This window comes from Microcoleus pseudofavosus SVA1_A4 (assembly GCF_036700565.1).
Taxonomy (GTDB): Bacteria; Cyanobacteriota; Cyanobacteriia; order Cyanobacteriales; family Microcoleaceae; genus Microcoleus.
Map to the genome: position 1 here is coordinate 57,865 of NZ_JAUBPE010000007.1, position 17,264 is coordinate 75,128.

A 17,264-nucleotide genomic window follows, 5' to 3' on the forward strand; every position below is an offset into this window, starting at 1 on the left:
ATAGAATTAAACCGACAAATCTTGACGTGGCTTGAAAGACTCAACCTGCAGCAATTTTTCGTATAATTCTCGTTCCTCCTCACTAATTTCCTTGGGAATTACAACCATAATTTCTACTAGCTGATCGCCCCGATCGCCATTTCCAGTCGGATAGCCCTTACCAGCCAGCCGCAACCGCTTCCCAGACGTAACTCCAGGCGGCAATTTCATTTTCACCCTACCATCCAGCGTCGGTACTTCAACATCTCCGCCCAACACCGCTTCGCTGGGAGTCAGCGGCAATTCGCAGCAAATATCCGACATTTCCAAACGAAAAAATGGATGGGGAGAAACCGTGATTTTCAAATATAAATCTCCGCCCCCCATACCTTGATTTCGCAAGCGAATCCGCTGCCCTGATACCATAGCAGGAGGCAGATTCACCTCGATCGCTCGCCCATCTTCCAAACGAATTCGCTCGGTTCCCCCGGAATAAGCTTTTTCCAAGCGCAAAGTCAGCCTGGCGTCAATATCCTGTCGCATTTCGCGATCGTCTATTTCCCTAACTTCCCGTCTAATTTCGCGATCGTCCAACTCCCTTCTATCTTCGCGAGAATTAGCCACATAACTCGTTTTCTTAGAAGCCGTATTCCACGGTTCCGGCGAACTAACTCGCGCTGCATCATTCGCTGTCGCCATCCTGACTTCCCGGCGCCTTCCGAGCACTTGATCGAGAAATTTATTAAAATCCGAGTAATCGCTAAAATCGATATCCTGAGCAGGTTTTTTGCGGCTAGCTTTACCGTTTCCCCAGCTTTTGAAATTGGGAAGTCGCACCCCTTGTTGGCTTTGAAATCCCTTTTGTTTCCAGAATTTACTAAACTGGTCGTATTGAGCTCGCTTGTCAATATCGGAAAGAATATCGTAAGCTTCATTAATATCCTTAAACCTATCTTCAGCAGATTTATCCCCCGGATTTACGTCAGGGTGCAACTGTCTGGCCAGCCGTCGATAGGCTTTCTTAATCTCATCAGCCGAGGCATCTTTGGGGACTCCCAAAATTAGATAGTAATTGCGAAAATTCTGCATAGTTAGTCATTAGTCATTAGTTATTAGTCATTAGTTATTAATTATTAGTCATTAGTCATTAGTCATCGTGCTTCCCTGCTTCAAACTAGGGACTAATGACTGGGGACTAATGACTAACCACTAATTAGAGCCAATCGTCGTCATCATCCCAATCGTCGCTTTGATTTTGATAAGGGCGAGTGGGGCGATTAGCACTGCTTCTGCGATCGCCCATACGATCGCCCATACGATCGCCCATACGATCGCCCATACGATCGCCCATACGATCGGGAATCGGATCGACAGTCGATCGGCGATACGGTTTAGCATTGGTATAATAGCTGCTGTCATCGCTGCGCCGCTTGGTACCGTCGCCCGTAAAAGTCCGCTTCACAGACTCAAAGAAATCATCATCATCGTCATCATCAGCAAAAGCTGAAACTTCCCGGCTCAAATCGTAAAGAGCATCTTGCAAATCCGAACCAACTTGGTCAACTCCCCGCTCGTCGTTGCGTTCCAAACTGTCTCGCAATTCCCGAATTAAAGTTTCAATTCGCTGGCGGCTTCTTTGAGCAAACTGCATTCCGCGATCGAGCGCAACTTCCCGCAACTGCCGCTCAGCTTGATAAGCTAAAGCTTCAGCGCGATTGCGTTTTTCTACCCTTTCCCGCTGCAACTTATCAGCTTGAGCAAACTGTTCCGCATCGCGAATCATTTGATTCACTTCCTGCTGAGTCAGCGTCGAAGCACCTTGCACAGTAATGCTTTGTTCCCTGCCGGTAGTTTTGTCCAAAGCAGTCACCAACAGCATCCCGTTAGCATCAATATCAAAAGCTACTTGCACCTGCGGAATCCCTCGCGGCGCCGGCGGAATTCCAGTTAGTTTAAACCGTCCCAAAGACTTATTATCTCTGCCTAATTCCCGTTCCCCTTGGATGACGTGAATTTCTACCACAGTTTGGTTGTTTTCAGCAGTGGAAAAAATGTCCGATCTCCTCACAGGAATAGTAGTATTCCGAGGAATCAGTTTTTTCATCACCCCGCCGATAGTTTCCAAACCCAGCGACAGCGGCGTCACATCCAGCAGCAGCACATCGCGGACATCCCCCGCCAAAATGCCCGCTTGAATTGCCGCACCCACCGCCACAACTTCATCGGGATTCACATTTTGATTCGGTTCTCGATCGATCAAACTGCGAACAATTTGCTGCACCAAAGGAATGCGAGTCGAACCGCCGACTAGCACAACTTCATCAATGCGAGAAGGGCTTAAATTTGCATCGGCTAAAGCTTGTTTCACCGGGCGCCGCAGCCGCTGCACCAAATCGGTGCACAGCCCCTCAAATTGACCGCGAGTTAAGCGCGTTTCCAGATGCAAAGGCCCGTCTTCATTCGCATCGATAAACGGCAAATTAATTTCGGTGACACCGACTCCCGACAGCTCAATCTTGGCTTTTTCTGCTGCTTCGATCAAGCGCTGCAAAGCTTGGCGGTTGCGTCGCAGATCGATTCCTTCTTTTTCTAAGAATTGTTCTGCCAACCAGTCAACAATTTTGGAGTCAAAATCATTGCCGCCCAATTGAGTGTCGCCGCTAGTTGCTTTGACTTCAAATACTCCGTCTCCCACGTCTAAGATAGACACATCAAAAGTACCGCCGCCCAAATCAAACACTAAAATAGTTTGACTTTCTCGCTTCTCCAAACCGTAAGCCAAAGAAGCCGCTGTCGGCTCATTTAAAATCCGCTTGACATCAAGTCCCGCAATTCGTCCAGCATCTCGCGTCGCCTGCCGCTGCGAGTCGTTGAAATAAGCGGGAACAGTAATTACAGCACCCGTCACCTCTTGTCCCAGATAGCGGCTGGCTTCATCGGCCAACTTCCGCAACACCATCGCCGAAATTTCCTCTGGGGCAAAATCTTTTTTCAGGCGGGGACACTTGACTTTGATGTTGCCGTTTTCTTCGCGCTTAGTTGTGTAAGGGACGCGCTTTGCTTCTGGAGTCAGTTCGGTATATTTGCGTCCGATGTACCGCTTGACGGCGTAAAAGGTGTTTTGCGGGTTGAGAACAGTCTGGCGTCTGGCCATCTGTCCGACAAGGCGTTCTCCTTCCTTTGTGAAAGCAACCACCGAGGGAGTTGTCCGCATCCCTTCTGCATTGGCAATCACAACCGGTTTGCCGCCTTCCATGACGGCTACTACTGAGTTTGTTGTTCCGAGGTCAATGCCAACTACTTTACCCATGCGTCTGTTGTCTCCTGTGGCGTGGTGTCTAGCCTTTTCAATATAAGCGTTAAGTATGATTGCATTTATTGTACCGCGTCGAGAAGCGGGGGCTGCGGGGGATTGCCTCACCTGCGGCTGAGCCTGGGGTGCGATCGCTCCGCTGGTGGATTGGCGATCGCCTTTAGGAGTAGGATTGTCAACTTAGGAAAGCCGTGTATGTCCTTCTTTTGAAAGCAAAAAAAATTTGAGAATTGATTAACTACTGCGTTTTGCTAAACTAAAAGCAGCTAGCAGGATTGTTGAGCAAACAGGAACATAAAAATATGACTGTCAACTCTGTTCAGAATTCAGAATCCTCTCAAGAACACTCGATCGTTGACGTGCAGCATACCAACTGCTGCATTGTCGGAGGTGGGCCTGCGGGTGCTGTTTTAGCATTACTTTTAGCGCGGCAAAACATTCCAGTCATGCTGCTAGAAGTACACAAAGATTTTGACCGAGAATTTCGCGGCGATACGCTGCATCCGTCAGTAATGGAAATTATGGATCAATTGGGAATAGCCGAAAAATTGCTGGAATTGCCCCATACAAAAATGCGCCAACTCACCATCCAAGCTGCTGGCAATACCGCCACACTCGTAGATTTGTCCAGTCTCAAAACCAAGTATCCTTACATCACTATCCTTCCCCAAGTCAAGTTTCTCGAATTCATCATTGCCGAAGCGCAGCGCTACCCCTGTTTTCAGCTAGTAATGGGAGCTAATGTACAAGAAACGATCGTAGAAAATGGGGTTGTGCGCGGAATTCGATACCGGGGACGCAGGGGATATCATGAAGTGCGATCGACCCTCACTGTCGGTGCAGACGGTCGCTTTTCCCGCCTGCGCCAATTAGCAGGTTTTGAACCGATTAAAACTTCCCCGCCGATGGATGTTCTTTGGTTTCGTTTGCCGCGCAGTGCCGATGATGTCAAAGATTCCGGCGTGGGAGGTCGAGCTGTTGGAGGTCATTTATTAGTCACGATCGACCGCTTGGGTTATTGGCAACTCGGTTACATTATTCTGAAAGGCAGCTATCAGAAATTGCGCGAATCAGGAATAGAAGCTTTGCAAAAATCTGTTGCTGAATTAGCACCAGAATTTGCAGATAGGGTAGAGCAACTGAAAGATTGGTCGCAAATTTCTTTTCTGTCCGTTGAATCGAGTCGCCTTCCCCGCTGGTATCGTCCCGGTTTGCTCTTAATTGGGGATGCCGCTCACGTCATGTCGCCCGTAGGCGGTGTGGGAATTAACTATGCTATTCAAGATGCTGTCGTCGCGGGCAATGTACTCAGCGCCTCGCTGAAAAACGATCGCGTGCATCTGTGGGATTTGGCAGAGGTGCAGCGACAGCGGGAGTTGCCCACACGTATCATTCAAGCATTTCAGTCCTTTGTACAGGAGCAAATTATTAAGGGGGCATTAAATAGCGATCGACAGTTTACACCGCCACCTTTTTTGCAGTTACCAATTTTGCGAAATATTCCAGCGCGATTAATTGGTTTTGGATTAACTAGGGTTCGGGTGCGAAATCAATGAGATACACCTATACTTAAGTTATACCTATCATCAAAATAGAGGTAGCCTGAATGACCGGATTAGAAGTATTGCAGTCAGTTGAATTTCTCAATATAAAAGGCAAACAAGTGGCTGTCTTAGATGTCGAAACTTGGCAAGCACTCATCGAATGGTTAGAGACTTTAGAAGATTTGCAAATTGCCAAACAAGCATTAAAAAAATTAAAAGCTGCTGGTGGAAATCGCGAGCGTGCCGGTTGGCGGGATTGGGAAGCAGTTAAAGATAAATGGGATGAAGATTGAGGTTATTACAGGATTAAATTTCAGTACAAACTTAAGGAAGCCAGAGTAATGCAAAGTATTAAAGTACGATCGCGGGTTGGTGGGGACGGGATGTTGCATTTGCAAGTCCCGGTTGGGATTACAGATACAGATTTGGAAGTTATTGTAGTTTTCCAGCGCATATCACCTGCAACTGAAGCTAAAACACCGGAAGATTTAGGCTGGTCTCCCGGTTTTTTTGAGACAGTAATAGGAAGTTGGGAAGGAGAACCGCTTGTTCGTCCCGATCAGTTGGAATATGAAATGCGGGAAGAATTGCTGTGATTTATCTTTTAGACACTAATAGTTGTATCCGTTTGTTAAACGAAGACCGCAACTCAGCCGTATCTCGCCGACTAGCAATGATGCGATCGGGTGATGTAACATTATGCTCTGTCGTTAAAGCAGAACTTTACTGGGGTGCTTTTAGAAGTTCGCGTGAAGATAGCAATCTAGCTAGACTCAAACGTTTTTTCAGTGAGTTTGTAAGCTTGCCTTTTGATGACCAGTCTGCCGTAATTTACGGTCAAATTCGCGCTCAACTAGCTGCATCTGGGACACCTATCGGTCCTAATGACCTCTTGATTGCCTCTATTGCTCTTGCCAACAACCTAATTCTTGTAACTCACAATACCCGCGAGTTCAGCCGCGTTGAGGGTTTGCGTCTGGAGGATTGGGAGATAGATGGCTGAGTTAGATGTATCGAGTTTGCATCTACTCAAAATCAAAACTTGTTTCAAAACAATGCTTGCGACCCAAATAACATTATGAAATTCACCTTAGATGTAGAAAAAAATCCTACAGGCTGGCCAGACCACACTCAGCTACCAGAATCCGACGGTACTTTTGTGAAAAATTTCCAAGAACATCCTCAAAGCATTCTGTTAACCGATTCAATTACTCCCGTCTTCCAAAGCATTCATCCAGATGGTAACTATTGTATCGGTCAAGATAGCGGCATTTATTGGCGATTAACTGAGCCGCTAGAACGGGGTGCAGAAGCGCCTGACTGGTTTTATGTGCCTAATGTCCCGCCAACTATTGACGGTCAATTGCGCCGTTCTTATGTGATGTGGCAAGAATTTGTAGCACCGTTAATTGTGTTAGAATTTGTATCGGGCAATGGTACAGAAGAACGGGACAGAACGCCTTTGTTGCGATCGGGTCAACAAGAAACTAAGCCGGGTAAATTCTGGATTTATGAAAATGTCATCCGTCCGGCATTTTACGGGATTTATGAAGTAACTAAGGCTAGCGTTGAAGTCTATCACCTGATCGAAGATAGGTATCAATTAGTTGCTGCAAATGAGCGCGGTCATTATCCCATTGAACGGTTAGGAGTGGAATTGGGAATTTGGCAAGGAAGGTATCAAAATGTTGAGTTACCTTGGCTGCGCTGGTGGGATAGTGAAGGGAATTTGCTGTTATCGGGAGCAGAAAGAGCTCAACAAGAGCGGCAAATAGCTGAACAAGAGCGGCAAAGAGCCGATCGCGAACAAGAAAGAGCTCAACAAGCAGAAGACCAATTAGAGCAATTGCGCGCTCAGTTGCGATCGGCCGGAATTCAACCGGAATTGTGAATTGTCTGCAAGTGCGATCGCCCCCATCTGAGCCCGATCGCACCTAAAAACTTTACAATGGCGATCGGGAACTCCGATCGATCCTCTTGAAGCTAAAATCAAACAACAACCCAAAATAAATCTATGGGACTCTTTGACAAGATTCGCGGTGAATTTGTCGATATCATCGAATGGTTGGACAATACCAGCGACACCATTGCCTATCGATTCGAGCGCCACCAAAACGAAATTAAACAAGGTGCTAAACTAACTGTACGACCAGGACAAATAGCAGTCTTTGTCAGCGAAGGTCAAGTTGCCGATGTCTTCGATCCGGGAATGTACGAACTGTACACCCGCAACTTACCCGTTCTCAGCACCTTAAAAGGTTGGCCCTACGGTTTCAATTCTCCCTTCAAAGCAGAAGTCTACTTTTTTAACACCAAAATATTTACCAACCTGAGATGGGGAACCTCTAACCCTGTAATTATCCGCGATCCAGAACTCGGCCCAGTGAGAATGCGGGCTTTTGGCACATACAACATTAAAGTTTCCCATCCAGAAAAACTCTTAAAACAACTAATCAGCACTGACGGACTATTTCAAGTAGATGAAATCAGCGATCAGCTCCGCAATACAATAGTCAGTGCCTTTGCCAATTGGGTTGGCAATTCCCGCGTTCCCCTGCTAGACTTTGCATCCAACTACACCCACATGGGCGAACAGGTGCGAGTTGCCATAGAGCCAAGTATCCAGCAGTTTGGGTTAGAGTTAACTCAGCTATTAATTGAAAATATCTCGATGCCGCCTGAAGTTGAAGAAGCACTCGACAAACGAGCCTCAATCGGACTTCTGGGAAATATGCAGCAATATACCCAATATCAAGCTGCTAACGCTATAGAAGCATCAGCAAATAACCCTAGCGGCGGCAATCAAGCATTAGAATTGGGCATGGGAATGGCACTAGGTCAGCAAATGACAAATATGATGCAGCCGCCAGCATCGCAAACTCCACCGCCACCTCCCCCGCCAACACAAACTCAGTGGTATATTGCCCAGAACGGTCAACAATTAGGCCCTTTTGAATTGCATCAACTTCTGCAAAATGGTTTGACACATCAGGTAATGGTGTGGCGTGCGGGTTTTGACGGCTGGAAGTTAGCATCGCAAGTGCCGGAATTAGCATCTTTGTTGGCGACAGTCCCGCCGCCTCCCCCGCCAGCCGCCGCCTAAAATTTTGCATATTTAGTTAATTGGTAATTAGTAATTGATCTGCTTTCCAAATTACCAATTACCAATTACATCACCAATAAACTATTATGAATACTTCGGAACCTGCTGTTAAACTTTTTCCCTGTCCTAGCTGCGGGGCTTATTTAGAGTTCAACCCCCAAGCAGGAAAACTCAAGTGTGCTTACTGCGGCTGGGAAGATGCAATTCCCCAAACTGCTGAAGAGGTAAAGGAAAATTCTTACGAACAATATCTACAATTCGACGAAACAACGCTGACAGCTTTATCAACAACAGCCCTTGAAGTAAAATGCAATGATTGCGGAGCAAGTGTTACTTTTGAACCGCCAAAAGTAGCGGGCAAATGCCCATTTTGTGCTTCTCCAATTGTGACGCAACCTGCCAAAGCCAGCCCGACTGTGCATCCAGAGGGAATTGTAGCGTTTGAAGTTACTGATAAACAGGCCAGAGAAAGCATTCAGAAGTGGCTAAGCAACCGCTGGTTTGCTCCTTCTGCTTTGAAATCCCTAGCGCAACAAGAGAAAATTCAAGGGGTTTATTTGCCGTTTTGGACTTACGACACTTATACGGTTAGTTACTATCAGGGTTCTCGCGGAGAACACTACTACGTGACTGAAACTTATACGGAAACAAACTCGCAGGGCGAAACTGAAACTAAAACTCGCCAAGTGCAACATACCATGTGGTGGCCTGCTTCTGGCAGAGTCGATCGCTCTTTTGACGATATTCTGATTCCCGCCACAACTTCAGTCGATCGCCCCCGTCTGGATGCGTTAGAACCTTGGCATCTCAAGGAGTCGCTGCGCGCTTACAATTCATCTTATTTAGCTGGGTTTGAAGCGCAGCGATCGCAAGTTTCTCTCACTCAAGGATTTGAATCTGCTAAAAATGTCATGGCCGGTACTATTCACTTCGATGTTTGCAGGAATATTGGTGGCGACGAGCAGCAGGTTCACAGCATTTCCACTGATTACAATGCTATCACTTTTAAGCATATTTTGTTACCTGTGTGGTTGTGTGCCTATCGCTATCAAAACCAGCGATATCAAGTAATGGTTAATGCACGCACCGCTGAAGTTCAAGGCGAGCGTCCCTACAGTGTTTGGAAAATTACTGCTGCGGTTGTTAGCGGTGTCGTGCTTGCGGGTGTTATGTACCTATTGTTTACTGGTAATTGGAGATATATCCGTGTTCCCGGTCTGCCTCAACCGCAACCCCAACCAACTTCCCTACCTGTACCGAGCCAAAAATTACCGCCAGTTCCTATTCCCTCTACCGCACCTGTACCGAGCCAAAAATTACCGCCAGCGCCTGTTCCGTCTGCTAATTAGTTCATTGTTCATTTTTTATTTAAACGAAGTACAACCGCGTCTCTGAGCGATCGCCCTCACAGAAGAGTGCGATCGCTTTCTAAACTGTATTTCCAACATTCAACTCACCGAGGCGCTTCAAAATACTCAGCACGCTGTACAAATCGTTCCCCGGATTGAACATAGAAAACCAGCGAGAAAAAGCGTACTGCGGTGTTTCCCGCTTAACTAACTTGACAAATAAAAAACTCGATCCATTGACTAACAGCCCGTAAGTAGGTCGATCGGCACTCAGATTAGCTAACATATAAGCTAGTAACTGCGGTATGCCTACTTCCAAAGAAAACGCAGCTTTCTTAGATTCAATAACTACTACCCAAAACTCCTGAAATAAAGCCAAAACATCCAACTGTCCCCTCACAATCACTCCCTCATCTTCGTCAACAATTTCTACAGATTTTTCTGAAGTAACATGAAAAGGAGCAAGATAAAAATCAGCTAAATCCAAAAACGGAGACAGCACTACCATTTTGACTGTATTTTCGAGCAGCGGCGGATGTTTGAGCAAATTCCTGTAACTTGCTTTCACTCTGTCTAATCGTTGTTTTTCAGAATCACTGATTTCTGGCAAATCATCTTGCCACTCGCGAAAAAATTGGTCATCCTCAACCCACTCAATTTTGAAGTGGGTTTCCAAATCATTCAGTGCGACATTTCTAGCTTGAATTGTTTGTACCATAAATTTAACCAATTTATCAAAATTTGTTCTTAATCTATGATAGCAAAAATAGCTAAATTTCCGTTAATACTGAAGTATTGCGTCTTATAAAACAGGACATTGCTCAATAATGAAATTGCCCGCAGCTCCCCGACTTCTGAATCAAACAATCCTAAACCCATCAAAATGTAAGGGGTAGGGAAACGGCATTGCCGTGTCCTCCCCGCGCCGGACACGGCAGCAGCGGACACGGCAGTGCCGTGTCCCTACAGAATGACAAAATATTGTAACGAGTTGTAAAGTATAATTAAACCGAAGCGAACACAGAGGCCAAGTAGTATCAAATGCGAGTTGCGATCGCCGGAGCAGGCTTAGCAGGACTTTCCTGCGCTAAATATCTTACCGACGCGGGCCACACCCCCATCCTCCTAGAAAGTCGGGACGTACTCGGCGGCAAAGTCGCCGCCTGGAAAGATGCAGACGGCGACTGGTACGAAACCGGCCTTCACATCTTCTTCGGCGCATACCCAAATATGCTCCAACTATTCAAAGAACTCGACATCGAAGACAGGCTGCAATGGAAAGAGCACTCGATGATTTTCAATCAGCCAAACAACCCCGGAACTTATTCGCGGTTTGACTTTCCCGATCTTCCGGCCCCCTTCAACGGCGTCGCAGCCATCCTGGGCAACAACGATATGCTCACCTGGCCCGAAAAAATCCGCTTCGGTATAGGTTTGATTCCGGCAATGCTTCAGGGTCAAAACTATGTCGAAGCAATGGACAAATACTCGTTTTCCGACTGGCTCAAAAAGCAAAACGTCCCCCCCAGAGTCGAAAAAGAAGTATTCATCGCCATGTCCAAGGCGCTCAACTTCATCGACCCCCACGAAATATCTGCAACCATACTGCTGACAGCCCTCAACCGCTTCCTGCAAGAGAAAAACGGCTCGAAAATGGCCTTTTTAGACGGTTCCCCCACAGAGAGGTTGTGTCAGCCGATGGTAGACTACATAACTGAGCGCGGCGGTGAAGTACGGCTGAATGCACCCATCAAAGAGTTTTTGCTCAACGATGACAACACGGTGCGCGGCTTCCACATTCGGGGAGTAAAAGGGGCAGAGTCAGAAATTCTGACGGCCGATATTTACGTTTCCGCGATGCCGGTTGACCCGCTGAAGCTGATGATGCCGAAACCTTGGGGCGAAATGGATTATTTCAAACAGCTCGAAGGCTTGGAGGGAGTACCCGTCATTAATGTACACTTGTGGTTCGATCGCAAGCTAACTGACATCGACCATTTGCTGTTCTCGCGATCGCCCCTGCTGAGCGTCTACGCCGACATGAGCAACACCTGCCGCGAATATGCCAACCCAGACAAATCAATGCTGGAACTGGTTTTAGCACCGGCCAAAGACTGGATAGGCAAATCTGACGAAGATATCGTCGCAGCCACAATGGTCGAGTTAGAAAAACTCTTTCCCGATCAAATCCCAGAACCAGCCAAACTGCTCAAATATCACGTAGTCAAAACCCCACGTTCCGTCTACAAAGCCACTCCCGGACGCCAGCAGTGCCGTCCCACACAAACAACTCCCATTAGCAATTTCTATCTAACGGGGGATTATACAATGCAGCGTTATCTTGCGAGTATGGAAGGTGCCGTGCTTTCTGGTAAGCTGACAGCGCAGGCTATTTCAACGCCCAATAAAAAATGAAAAATTAAGAATTTTTCATAAAGAGGTAAAAAAATCTCCCGTTTTCTAAACGGGGGAAAATCAGTTCTAATCTTTAAATTTCTTATTCTCGGATGCTGCAACTGTCAAAACTCCAGTGCATGAGAACTCTGGCTTCTGTGGATGACTCTTACGAACTGTGCCGCCAAGTCACGGCGAGTTATGCCAAAAATTTTTATTTAGGCACTCAACTCATGCCCCAAGCCAAGCGTCGGGCGATTTGGGCGATTTACGTCTGGTGCCGCCGCACCGACGAACTCGTAGACGGGCCGGGTTCTGATGCAACGACCCCTGAAACCCTCAATCTGTGGGAAAAACGGCTAGAATCTGTGTTTGCCGGCCATCCTCACGACGACTACGACGTAGCTTTGGTGGATACGCTGTCTCGTTTTCCGGCGATCGACATTCAGCCGTTTCGAGAGATGATTGCGGGCCAGCAAATGGATTTGTACCGCAGCCGCTACGAAACTTTTGAAGAGCTCAATCTTTACTGTTATCGAGTAGCGGGTACTGTAGGGCTGATGTCGATGTCTGTCATGGGTGTAGACGAATCGAACTCCGCTGCTAACTGGAATTGGCACTGGGGGAATAGAATTCCCAAAGAAGAAGCCATCTCCCTCGGTATTGCCAAGCAGTTGACTAATATTCTGCGCGATGTCGGAGAAGACGCCCGCCGCGGCCGCATTTACATTCCCTTAGAAGACTTAGCCTTGTTTAACTACACCGAAGAAGATTTATTCAACGGTGTCATTGACAACCGCTGGCGGGAATTGATGCGGTTTCAAATTCAGCGAGCTCGCAAATTATACGCCAGCGCCGAGCCCGGAATTAAAGTGCTCAGTCCCGATATCCGCTGGACAGTTTGGGCTGCTACCATGCTGTACAGCAGGATCTTAAATGCGATCGAACGCAATCAGTACGATGTTTTCCAGAAGCGGGCTTATGTTAGCAATTCTCAGAAACTGCTGTGTCTCCCCGCCGCTTGGGTGAAGTCCAAAGTGCTTTAGCCGCGGGCAATTTTGCTTTTATCTTAGTCCGCGTAGGCGGACTTTGTTTGTATAGCCCCGAATTATATTCGGCGGATTCAAATTTTGTTTTCAATTGTTTGTTTTCAATTGAGCGATCGAACTTTCCAACAATTGCTTTTCCTGCTGGAGTTTTGCCTCTAAATTTTGAATTTGTTCCCGGCGGGCTTCAACTTCGATCGAGCGGCGAGACAACTCTTGACTTTGCAAAGTGAGAGATTGCCGCCAATCTTCTGCTTTCTGGGCTTCTTGCTGCAAAAAATCGGGAGTAAAGCCTGTTGTTAAATATTTCTCAACTAATTCTAGCACCCAGTTTGTAGCTGCTTGAATATGCAAAACCTTGCTATTTTCCCCAATATCTGCTAATACTAGCATCCCTTCATTTAAAACATTAGTTGCAGAGTTAATTGGATTTTGAGCAAAATCTTTCGGTAATGTCAAGAAACTTTTTTCAGTAAGAATAGCCCAAGTATCATCAGAATTTTGGCAAGCCAGCAATTGCAGACGTATCTCGCCTAAAATTTCCTGATTTTGTACTTCGGCTAAATATAACATGAGGGTGATTAGTAATTTGTAATTGGTGATTTGTTGTAGGATTTGGGAACTCGTAGGGGCTGGTTTTACAAACAATCTATGCCTGAAACTAACTATCTCGTAAACCCGCCCCGGCCACTTTAGCCGCGCCCGCAGTGGGTGAGAGTCAATATTTTCATTGGGATTCCAAGATTTTTCGCCCTCACGCACCCTACAACAACTTGACTAAAAACAGTCAACTGTCAACTGTCAACTGTCAACCGTTAACTATTAAAACAACTTTAGCCGATCGCGCAAAATCTCCGCCTGTTTTTCGGCTTCCGCCAAAGCATCCCTCGCGCCCTGAACCACATCAGGAGTAGCCTTTTCCACAAACTTCTGATTAGTCAAACGCGCCGCAGTATGCTTAATTTCAGCTTCCACCTTGCTCAACTTCTTCTCTAACTTAGCACGCAAAGCCTCCAAATCGACCACCCCAGCCAGAGGAATCAATACTTGCACAGTACCGACAACCCCAGCAATTGTCTGCCCCAAATCTGCATCCACACTAGCAGTAACTGTCAGATTTTCGACTTTTGCCAAATCCTGAATGTAAACGCCTCCATCTGAGATTATTTGGCGTTCTTTTTCGCTTTCGCTTTGCAAAATCGCCGTCACCTTCACACTGGGTTTGATATCAGCATCTGCCCGCAAATTGCGAATAGTGCGAATTGTACCGAACAACAACTCAAACTGCTGTTCCAAATCAGCATCTATTAGCGAGATATCCGCTTCAGGATAAGCTTGCAAAGCCAAACATTCACCATCACCTGTTTGAGTCAGAGTGTGCCAAATCTCCTCAGTAATGTGCGGCATAAAAGGATGCAGCAATTTCAGAATTCCTTCCAACACAAAAGCAAAAGTTTGCTGTGCCACTTTCTTAGAATTTGGTTCAGCATCCTGTTGCAAGCGAGACTTGACTAACTCAATATACCAGTCGCAAAAATCGCCCCAAATAAACTCATAAAGTCCCTTTGCCGCTTCCCCCAAACCGTAATTTTCCAAACAATTGCGGCTTTGTTGCACAACTTGATAATAGCGAGAAAGAATCCAGCGATCGCACAATTCCAACCCCTCTTCACTCCCATCTTGAGAAAGCGAGTCTTCATCACTCCCACCCTTAGCAAAGGGAGAGTTCTTACTCCCCCCCTTAGCAAGGGGGGGCTGGGGGGGGTAAGGACTTCCCAACTGCTGCGGAGTCTGTCCCTCCAGATTCATCATCACAAACCGGGCCGCATTCCACAGCTTGTTTGTGAAATTCCGGGAAGCCTCGACTGATTTCGATTCATGAGTTTTGCGATCATACTCCATGCGAATATTTTGACCGGCCCCTACCACTTCCTTTACCAAAGTGTAGCGCAAAGCATCAGTCCCGTACTTATCAATTAACAGCAGCGGATCGATGCCATTACCTTTACTCTTCGACATTTTCCGACCGTTTTCATCCAACACCAAACCGTGAATGTAAACAGTATCAAAAGGCATCTTTTCAGTAAAATGTCCTGCCATCATCGTCATTCTAGCAACCCAGAAAAAGATGATATCAAAACCCGTAACTAAAGTCGTTGTCGGATAGTAAAACTCCAAATCTTTAGTTTCATCGGGCCATCCCAAAGTTGAGAAAGGCCACAACCCAGACGAGAACCAAGTATCCAATACATCTGGATCTCTGGCTAGCTGCACGTCATTACCAAATTTAGCCGTTGCTTTTTCCCTAGCTTCCGCTTCAGTTTTTGCCACCACAAACGGCGTCGTGTCAGTAATTTCCCCTTGGGTTTCGCTAACAGCATACCAAGCCGGGATTTGGTGTCCCCACCACAATTGTCTGGAGATACACCAATCCTTCAGCTTCACCAACCAATCGCGATAAACCTTTGTCCATCTTTCAGGAACAAAGACTGGTGAGTTATTTTGGTCTAATTCTTTTAAAGCACGTTGAGAAAGAGGATCTATCTTCACAAACCATTGCGTAGATATCAAAGGTTCGACCGGGACTTTGCCGCGTTCGCTGTAGGGAACAGTATGCTTGTAATCTTCTATTTTAACCAAAACCCCGTCAGTTTCTAACCGCTTCACCACATTTTTCCGGGCAACAAATCGGTCTTGTCCCTGGAACTCTCCGGCATTTTCGTTTAAAGTGCCGTCCTTATTCATGATGTTAATAAACGGCAAATTGTGACGCTTACCCATCTCGAAGTCATTCGGGTCGTGGGCGGGTGTCACCTTGACACAACCAGTTCCGAAAGTCGGATCGACAAACTCATCAGCAATGATTGGGATTTCCCGATTCATAATGGGCAAAGTCACAGTTTTACCGATAAGATGCTTGTAGCGATCGTCCTCTGGATTCACAGCCACCGCCGTATCGCCCAGCATCGTTTCCGGTCGAGTCGTCGCCACCTCCAAATAACCCGAATTGTCCGTCAAAGGATAGCGGAAATGCCACAAATGCCCCTCAACTTCCTGCTGTTCCACTTCCAAATCCGACACCGCCGACTGACTCGCCGGACACCAATTCACCAGGTAAGTGCCGCGATAAATCAGCCCCTCATCGTAGAGACGGACAAACGCTTCTAAAACCGCAGCGGATAAGCCTTCATCCATCGTAAAGCGTTCGCGCGACCAATCGACAGACACGCCCAAACTGCGTAATTGATTAGTAATAGTATTGCCCGATTCAGCTTTCCACTCCCAGGCCCGTTCCAAGAATTTTTCTCGGCCTAAATCGTGACGAGTTTTGCCTTCTGCTTGGAGTTGATTTTCGAGAATAGTTTGAACGGCGATGCTAGCATGATCCGTTCCCGGCAACCACAGGGTATTGCGTCCAGTCATGCGGTGATAGCGGACGAGGACATCAATCAGCGTCTCTTCAAAAGCGTGTCCCATGTGGAGACTGCCGGTCACGTTGGGCGGCGGGATGACGACGCAGTAAGGTTCGCCGCCGGCTTCTGGGTCAGCTTTGAAGGTTTGATTATCTTCCCAGTATTTTTGCCACTTGGTTTCGGTGGCTTTGGGGTCGTATTGCGGGGGTAGGTTTGCGGTCATGGTGGCTTGAGGGTTTTATCTTATTTAGATTGTGCCATAGAAAGGAGGAGAAGAGTTTTGAACCGCATCCGCGTCAGAGGCAGAGGGAAGAGCGATATTCAAGGCGGGGCGGGTTTACGTTAAAATCAAGGTAAAATTAAAAGGTTTGATGGCATTATGAATGTAGCAGCACTTCGACATCAAATCGATCGATGGCTCGATCGACTTTCTCCAGAACATCTGGCATTAGTTGCGAGTTTTATAGAGTTTCTAAGCCAAAAGCAACGTCAGGGGGTAATCATTTCGCAAAATAATCTGCCAGAGGTTTTCTCAGCAGAAATCCAAGAGATGCCTCCTGCTAATTCTTTTAGTATTCCAGAACCCTCAGAAATTGACGGAGAGGGCCAATCTAAAGCAGCGCTTCTACAAGATTTTCGGCAAGCTTGGCACGAAGCCATGACTGGGCAAACCATTTCGGTTGCTCAAATGTGGGAAGGAATTGAAAATGACTGACTTGCCCTTAATTCAAGTTATAGTTTCACCAACCTTCAATCGCAATTTACGCACTCTTGCAAAAAAATACCGCAGCATTCGCAATGATATTCAACCCATTATCGAACAACTCACACGGGGAGAACTGCCAGGAAATCGAATTGCTGGAGTGGGTTATGAAGTCTTCAAGTTGAGAGTCCGAAATAGCGACACTCAAAAAGGTAAAAGTGGTGGATACCGTTTAATTTACTACGTCCAAACAGCAATGGGAATCATTTTGCTGACCGTTTACACCAAATCCGAACAAGTCGATATTGCAGCAGAGGATATTCAGAACATTATTACAGAATACGAGCAGCAGCAGAGCGAAAATCGAGAGGATATCTAAGAGTTGGGGAATCTTGCGCCGTCGAATATGAGGTTTCGACA

General features: G+C 46.7%; 16 protein-coding genes. 11 read left to right on the forward strand and 5 right to left on the reverse strand.

The window, feature by feature from the left end; genetic code table 11:
- Positions 1-6: 6 nt before the first annotated feature.
- Entirely contained in the window at positions 7-1,068 is a 1,062-nt protein-coding gene (locus QUA02_RS04975; protein WP_333025762.1) for a DnaJ C-terminal domain-containing protein, read from the reverse strand.
- A 124-nt stretch (positions 1,069-1,192) separates the two neighbouring features.
- Positions 1,193-3,289, reverse strand: coding sequence for a molecular chaperone DnaK (dnaK, locus tag QUA02_RS04980; protein WP_333025763.1), 2,097 nt, complete (start codon positions 3,287-3,289; stop codon positions 1,193-1,195).
- A 305-nt stretch (positions 3,290-3,594) separates the two neighbouring features.
- Here dnaK and QUA02_RS04985 point away from each other — a divergent pair, with 305 nt between their 5' ends.
- The 7 genes from QUA02_RS04985 (at position 3,595) to QUA02_RS05015 (ending at position 9,288) form a co-directional block, all read left to right on the forward strand.
- Complete coding sequence (locus QUA02_RS04985; RefSeq protein ID WP_333025764.1) at positions 3,595-4,848, forward strand: FAD-dependent oxidoreductase; 1,254 nt, start codon at positions 3,595-3,597, stop codon at positions 4,846-4,848.
- 50 nt (positions 4,849-4,898) lie between these two features.
- Entirely contained in the window at positions 4,899-5,129 is a 231-nt protein-coding gene (locus QUA02_RS04990) for a hypothetical protein (protein ID WP_333025766.1), read from the forward strand.
- 48 nt (positions 5,130-5,177) lie between these two features.
- Positions 5,178-5,432 carry a hypothetical protein gene (locus QUA02_RS04995; protein ID WP_333025767.1) on the forward strand — a complete coding sequence of 85 codons (255 nt, stop codon included), beginning with the start codon at positions 5,178-5,180 and terminating at the stop codon, positions 5,430-5,432.
- Complete coding sequence (gene vapC, locus QUA02_RS05000; RefSeq protein ID WP_333025769.1) at positions 5,429-5,839, forward strand: type II toxin-antitoxin system tRNA(fMet)-specific endonuclease VapC; 411 nt, start codon at positions 5,429-5,431, stop codon at positions 5,837-5,839. The genes QUA02_RS04995 and vapC overlap by 4 nt, the downstream gene beginning before the upstream one ends.
- A gap of 75 nt (positions 5,840-5,914) precedes the next feature.
- The gene (locus QUA02_RS05005) at positions 5,915-6,727 is read left to right on the forward strand and encodes a Uma2 family endonuclease (RefSeq protein WP_333025770.1); all 813 of its coding nucleotides are present in this window, start codon (positions 5,915-5,917) and stop codon (positions 6,725-6,727) included.
- Between the two features lie 123 nt (positions 6,728-6,850).
- Positions 6,851-7,939 (forward strand): SPFH domain-containing protein, encoded by a 1,089-nt coding sequence (locus tag QUA02_RS05010; protein WP_333025771.1) that lies wholly within the window; start codon positions 6,851-6,853, stop codon positions 7,937-7,939.
- 86 nt (positions 7,940-8,025) lie between these two features.
- The gene (locus QUA02_RS05015) at positions 8,026-9,288 is read left to right on the forward strand and encodes a TFIIB-type zinc ribbon-containing protein (RefSeq protein ID WP_333025772.1); all 1,263 of its coding nucleotides are present in this window, start codon (positions 8,026-8,028) and stop codon (positions 9,286-9,288) included.
- 79 nt (positions 9,289-9,367) lie between these two features.
- On the opposite strand, the gene QUA02_RS05020 is transcribed toward QUA02_RS05015, so the two are convergent.
- Positions 9,368-10,006: a restriction endonuclease subunit R gene (locus tag QUA02_RS05020; RefSeq protein ID WP_333025774.1), complete on the reverse strand. Its 639-nt coding sequence runs from the start codon at positions 10,004-10,006 to the stop codon at positions 9,368-9,370.
- 323 nt (positions 10,007-10,329) lie between these two features.
- Here QUA02_RS05020 and pds point away from each other — a divergent pair, with 323 nt between their 5' ends.
- Both pds and crtB read left to right on the forward strand, forming a co-directional pair.
- Entirely contained in the window at positions 10,330-11,703 is a 1,374-nt protein-coding gene (pds, locus tag QUA02_RS05025; protein ID WP_333025776.1) for a 15-cis-phytoene desaturase, read from the forward strand.
- A gap of 92 nt (positions 11,704-11,795) precedes the next feature.
- Positions 11,796-12,728 carry a 15-cis-phytoene synthase CrtB gene (gene crtB, locus QUA02_RS05030; protein WP_333025777.1) on the forward strand — a complete coding sequence of 311 codons (933 nt, stop codon included), beginning with the start codon at positions 11,796-11,798 and terminating at the stop codon, positions 12,726-12,728.
- A gap of 90 nt (positions 12,729-12,818) precedes the next feature.
- Here crtB and QUA02_RS05035 read toward each other — a convergent pair whose 3' ends face one another.
- Both QUA02_RS05035 and QUA02_RS05040 read right to left on the reverse strand, forming a co-directional pair.
- Positions 12,819-13,301, reverse strand: coding sequence for an HmpF-related protein (locus tag QUA02_RS05035; protein ID WP_333025779.1), 483 nt, complete (start codon positions 13,299-13,301; stop codon positions 12,819-12,821).
- Positions 13,302-13,550: 249 nt separating this feature from the next.
- Entirely contained in the window at positions 13,551-16,364 is a 2,814-nt protein-coding gene (locus QUA02_RS05040) for a valine--tRNA ligase (protein ID WP_333025781.1), read from the reverse strand.
- 156 nt (positions 16,365-16,520) lie between these two features.
- Here QUA02_RS05040 and QUA02_RS05045 point away from each other — a divergent pair, with 156 nt between their 5' ends.
- Entirely contained in the window at positions 16,521-16,856 is a 336-nt protein-coding gene (locus QUA02_RS05045) for a hypothetical protein (RefSeq protein WP_333025783.1), read from the forward strand.
- Positions 16,849-17,223 carry a type II toxin-antitoxin system RelE/ParE family toxin gene (locus QUA02_RS05050; protein WP_333025784.1) on the forward strand — a complete coding sequence of 125 codons (375 nt, stop codon included), beginning with the start codon at positions 16,849-16,851 and terminating at the stop codon, positions 17,221-17,223. Before QUA02_RS05045 ends, QUA02_RS05050 begins: the two co-directional genes overlap by 8 nt.
- Positions 17,224-17,264 lie beyond the last annotated feature (41 nt).

Coding starts and splice junctions, on each gene's coding strand:
- QUA02_RS05010 (WP_333025771.1), top strand. CDS start 6,851: ATGGGACTCTTTGACAAGATTCGCGGTGAATTTGTCGATATCATCGAA.
- QUA02_RS04985 (WP_333025764.1), top strand. CDS start 3,595: ATGACTGTCAACTCTGTTCAGAATTCAGAATCCTCTCAAGAACACTCG.
- crtB (WP_333025777.1), top strand. CDS start 11,796: ATGCTGCAACTGTCAAAACTCCAGTGCATGAGAACTCTGGCTTCTGTG.
- QUA02_RS05005 (WP_333025770.1), top strand. CDS start 5,915: ATGAAATTCACCTTAGATGTAGAAAAAAATCCTACAGGCTGGCCAGAC.
- QUA02_RS05020 (WP_333025774.1), bottom strand. CDS start 10,006: ATGGTACAAACAATTCAAGCTAGAAATGTCGCACTGAATGATTTGGAA.
- QUA02_RS05045 (WP_333025783.1), top strand. CDS start 16,521: ATGAATGTAGCAGCACTTCGACATCAAATCGATCGATGGCTCGATCGA.
- QUA02_RS04975 (WP_333025762.1), bottom strand. CDS start 1,068: ATGCAGAATTTTCGCAATTACTATCTAATTTTGGGAGTCCCCAAAGAT.
- QUA02_RS05035 (WP_333025779.1), bottom strand. CDS start 13,301: ATGTTATATTTAGCCGAAGTACAAAATCAGGAAATTTTAGGCGAGATA.
- QUA02_RS04990 (WP_333025766.1), top strand. CDS start 4,899: ATGACCGGATTAGAAGTATTGCAGTCAGTTGAATTTCTCAATATAAAA.
- dnaK (WP_333025763.1), bottom strand. CDS start 3,289: ATGGGTAAAGTAGTTGGCATTGACCTCGGAACAACAAACTCAGTAGTA.
- QUA02_RS05040 (WP_333025781.1), bottom strand. CDS start 16,364: ATGACCGCAAACCTACCCCCGCAATACGACCCCAAAGCCACCGAAACC.
- QUA02_RS05050 (WP_333025784.1), top strand. CDS start 16,849: ATGACTGACTTGCCCTTAATTCAAGTTATAGTTTCACCAACCTTCAAT.
- QUA02_RS04995 (WP_333025767.1), top strand. CDS start 5,178: ATGCAAAGTATTAAAGTACGATCGCGGGTTGGTGGGGACGGGATGTTG.
- pds (WP_333025776.1), top strand. CDS start 10,330: ATGCGAGTTGCGATCGCCGGAGCAGGCTTAGCAGGACTTTCCTGCGCT.
- QUA02_RS05015 (WP_333025772.1), top strand. CDS start 8,026: ATGAATACTTCGGAACCTGCTGTTAAACTTTTTCCCTGTCCTAGCTGC.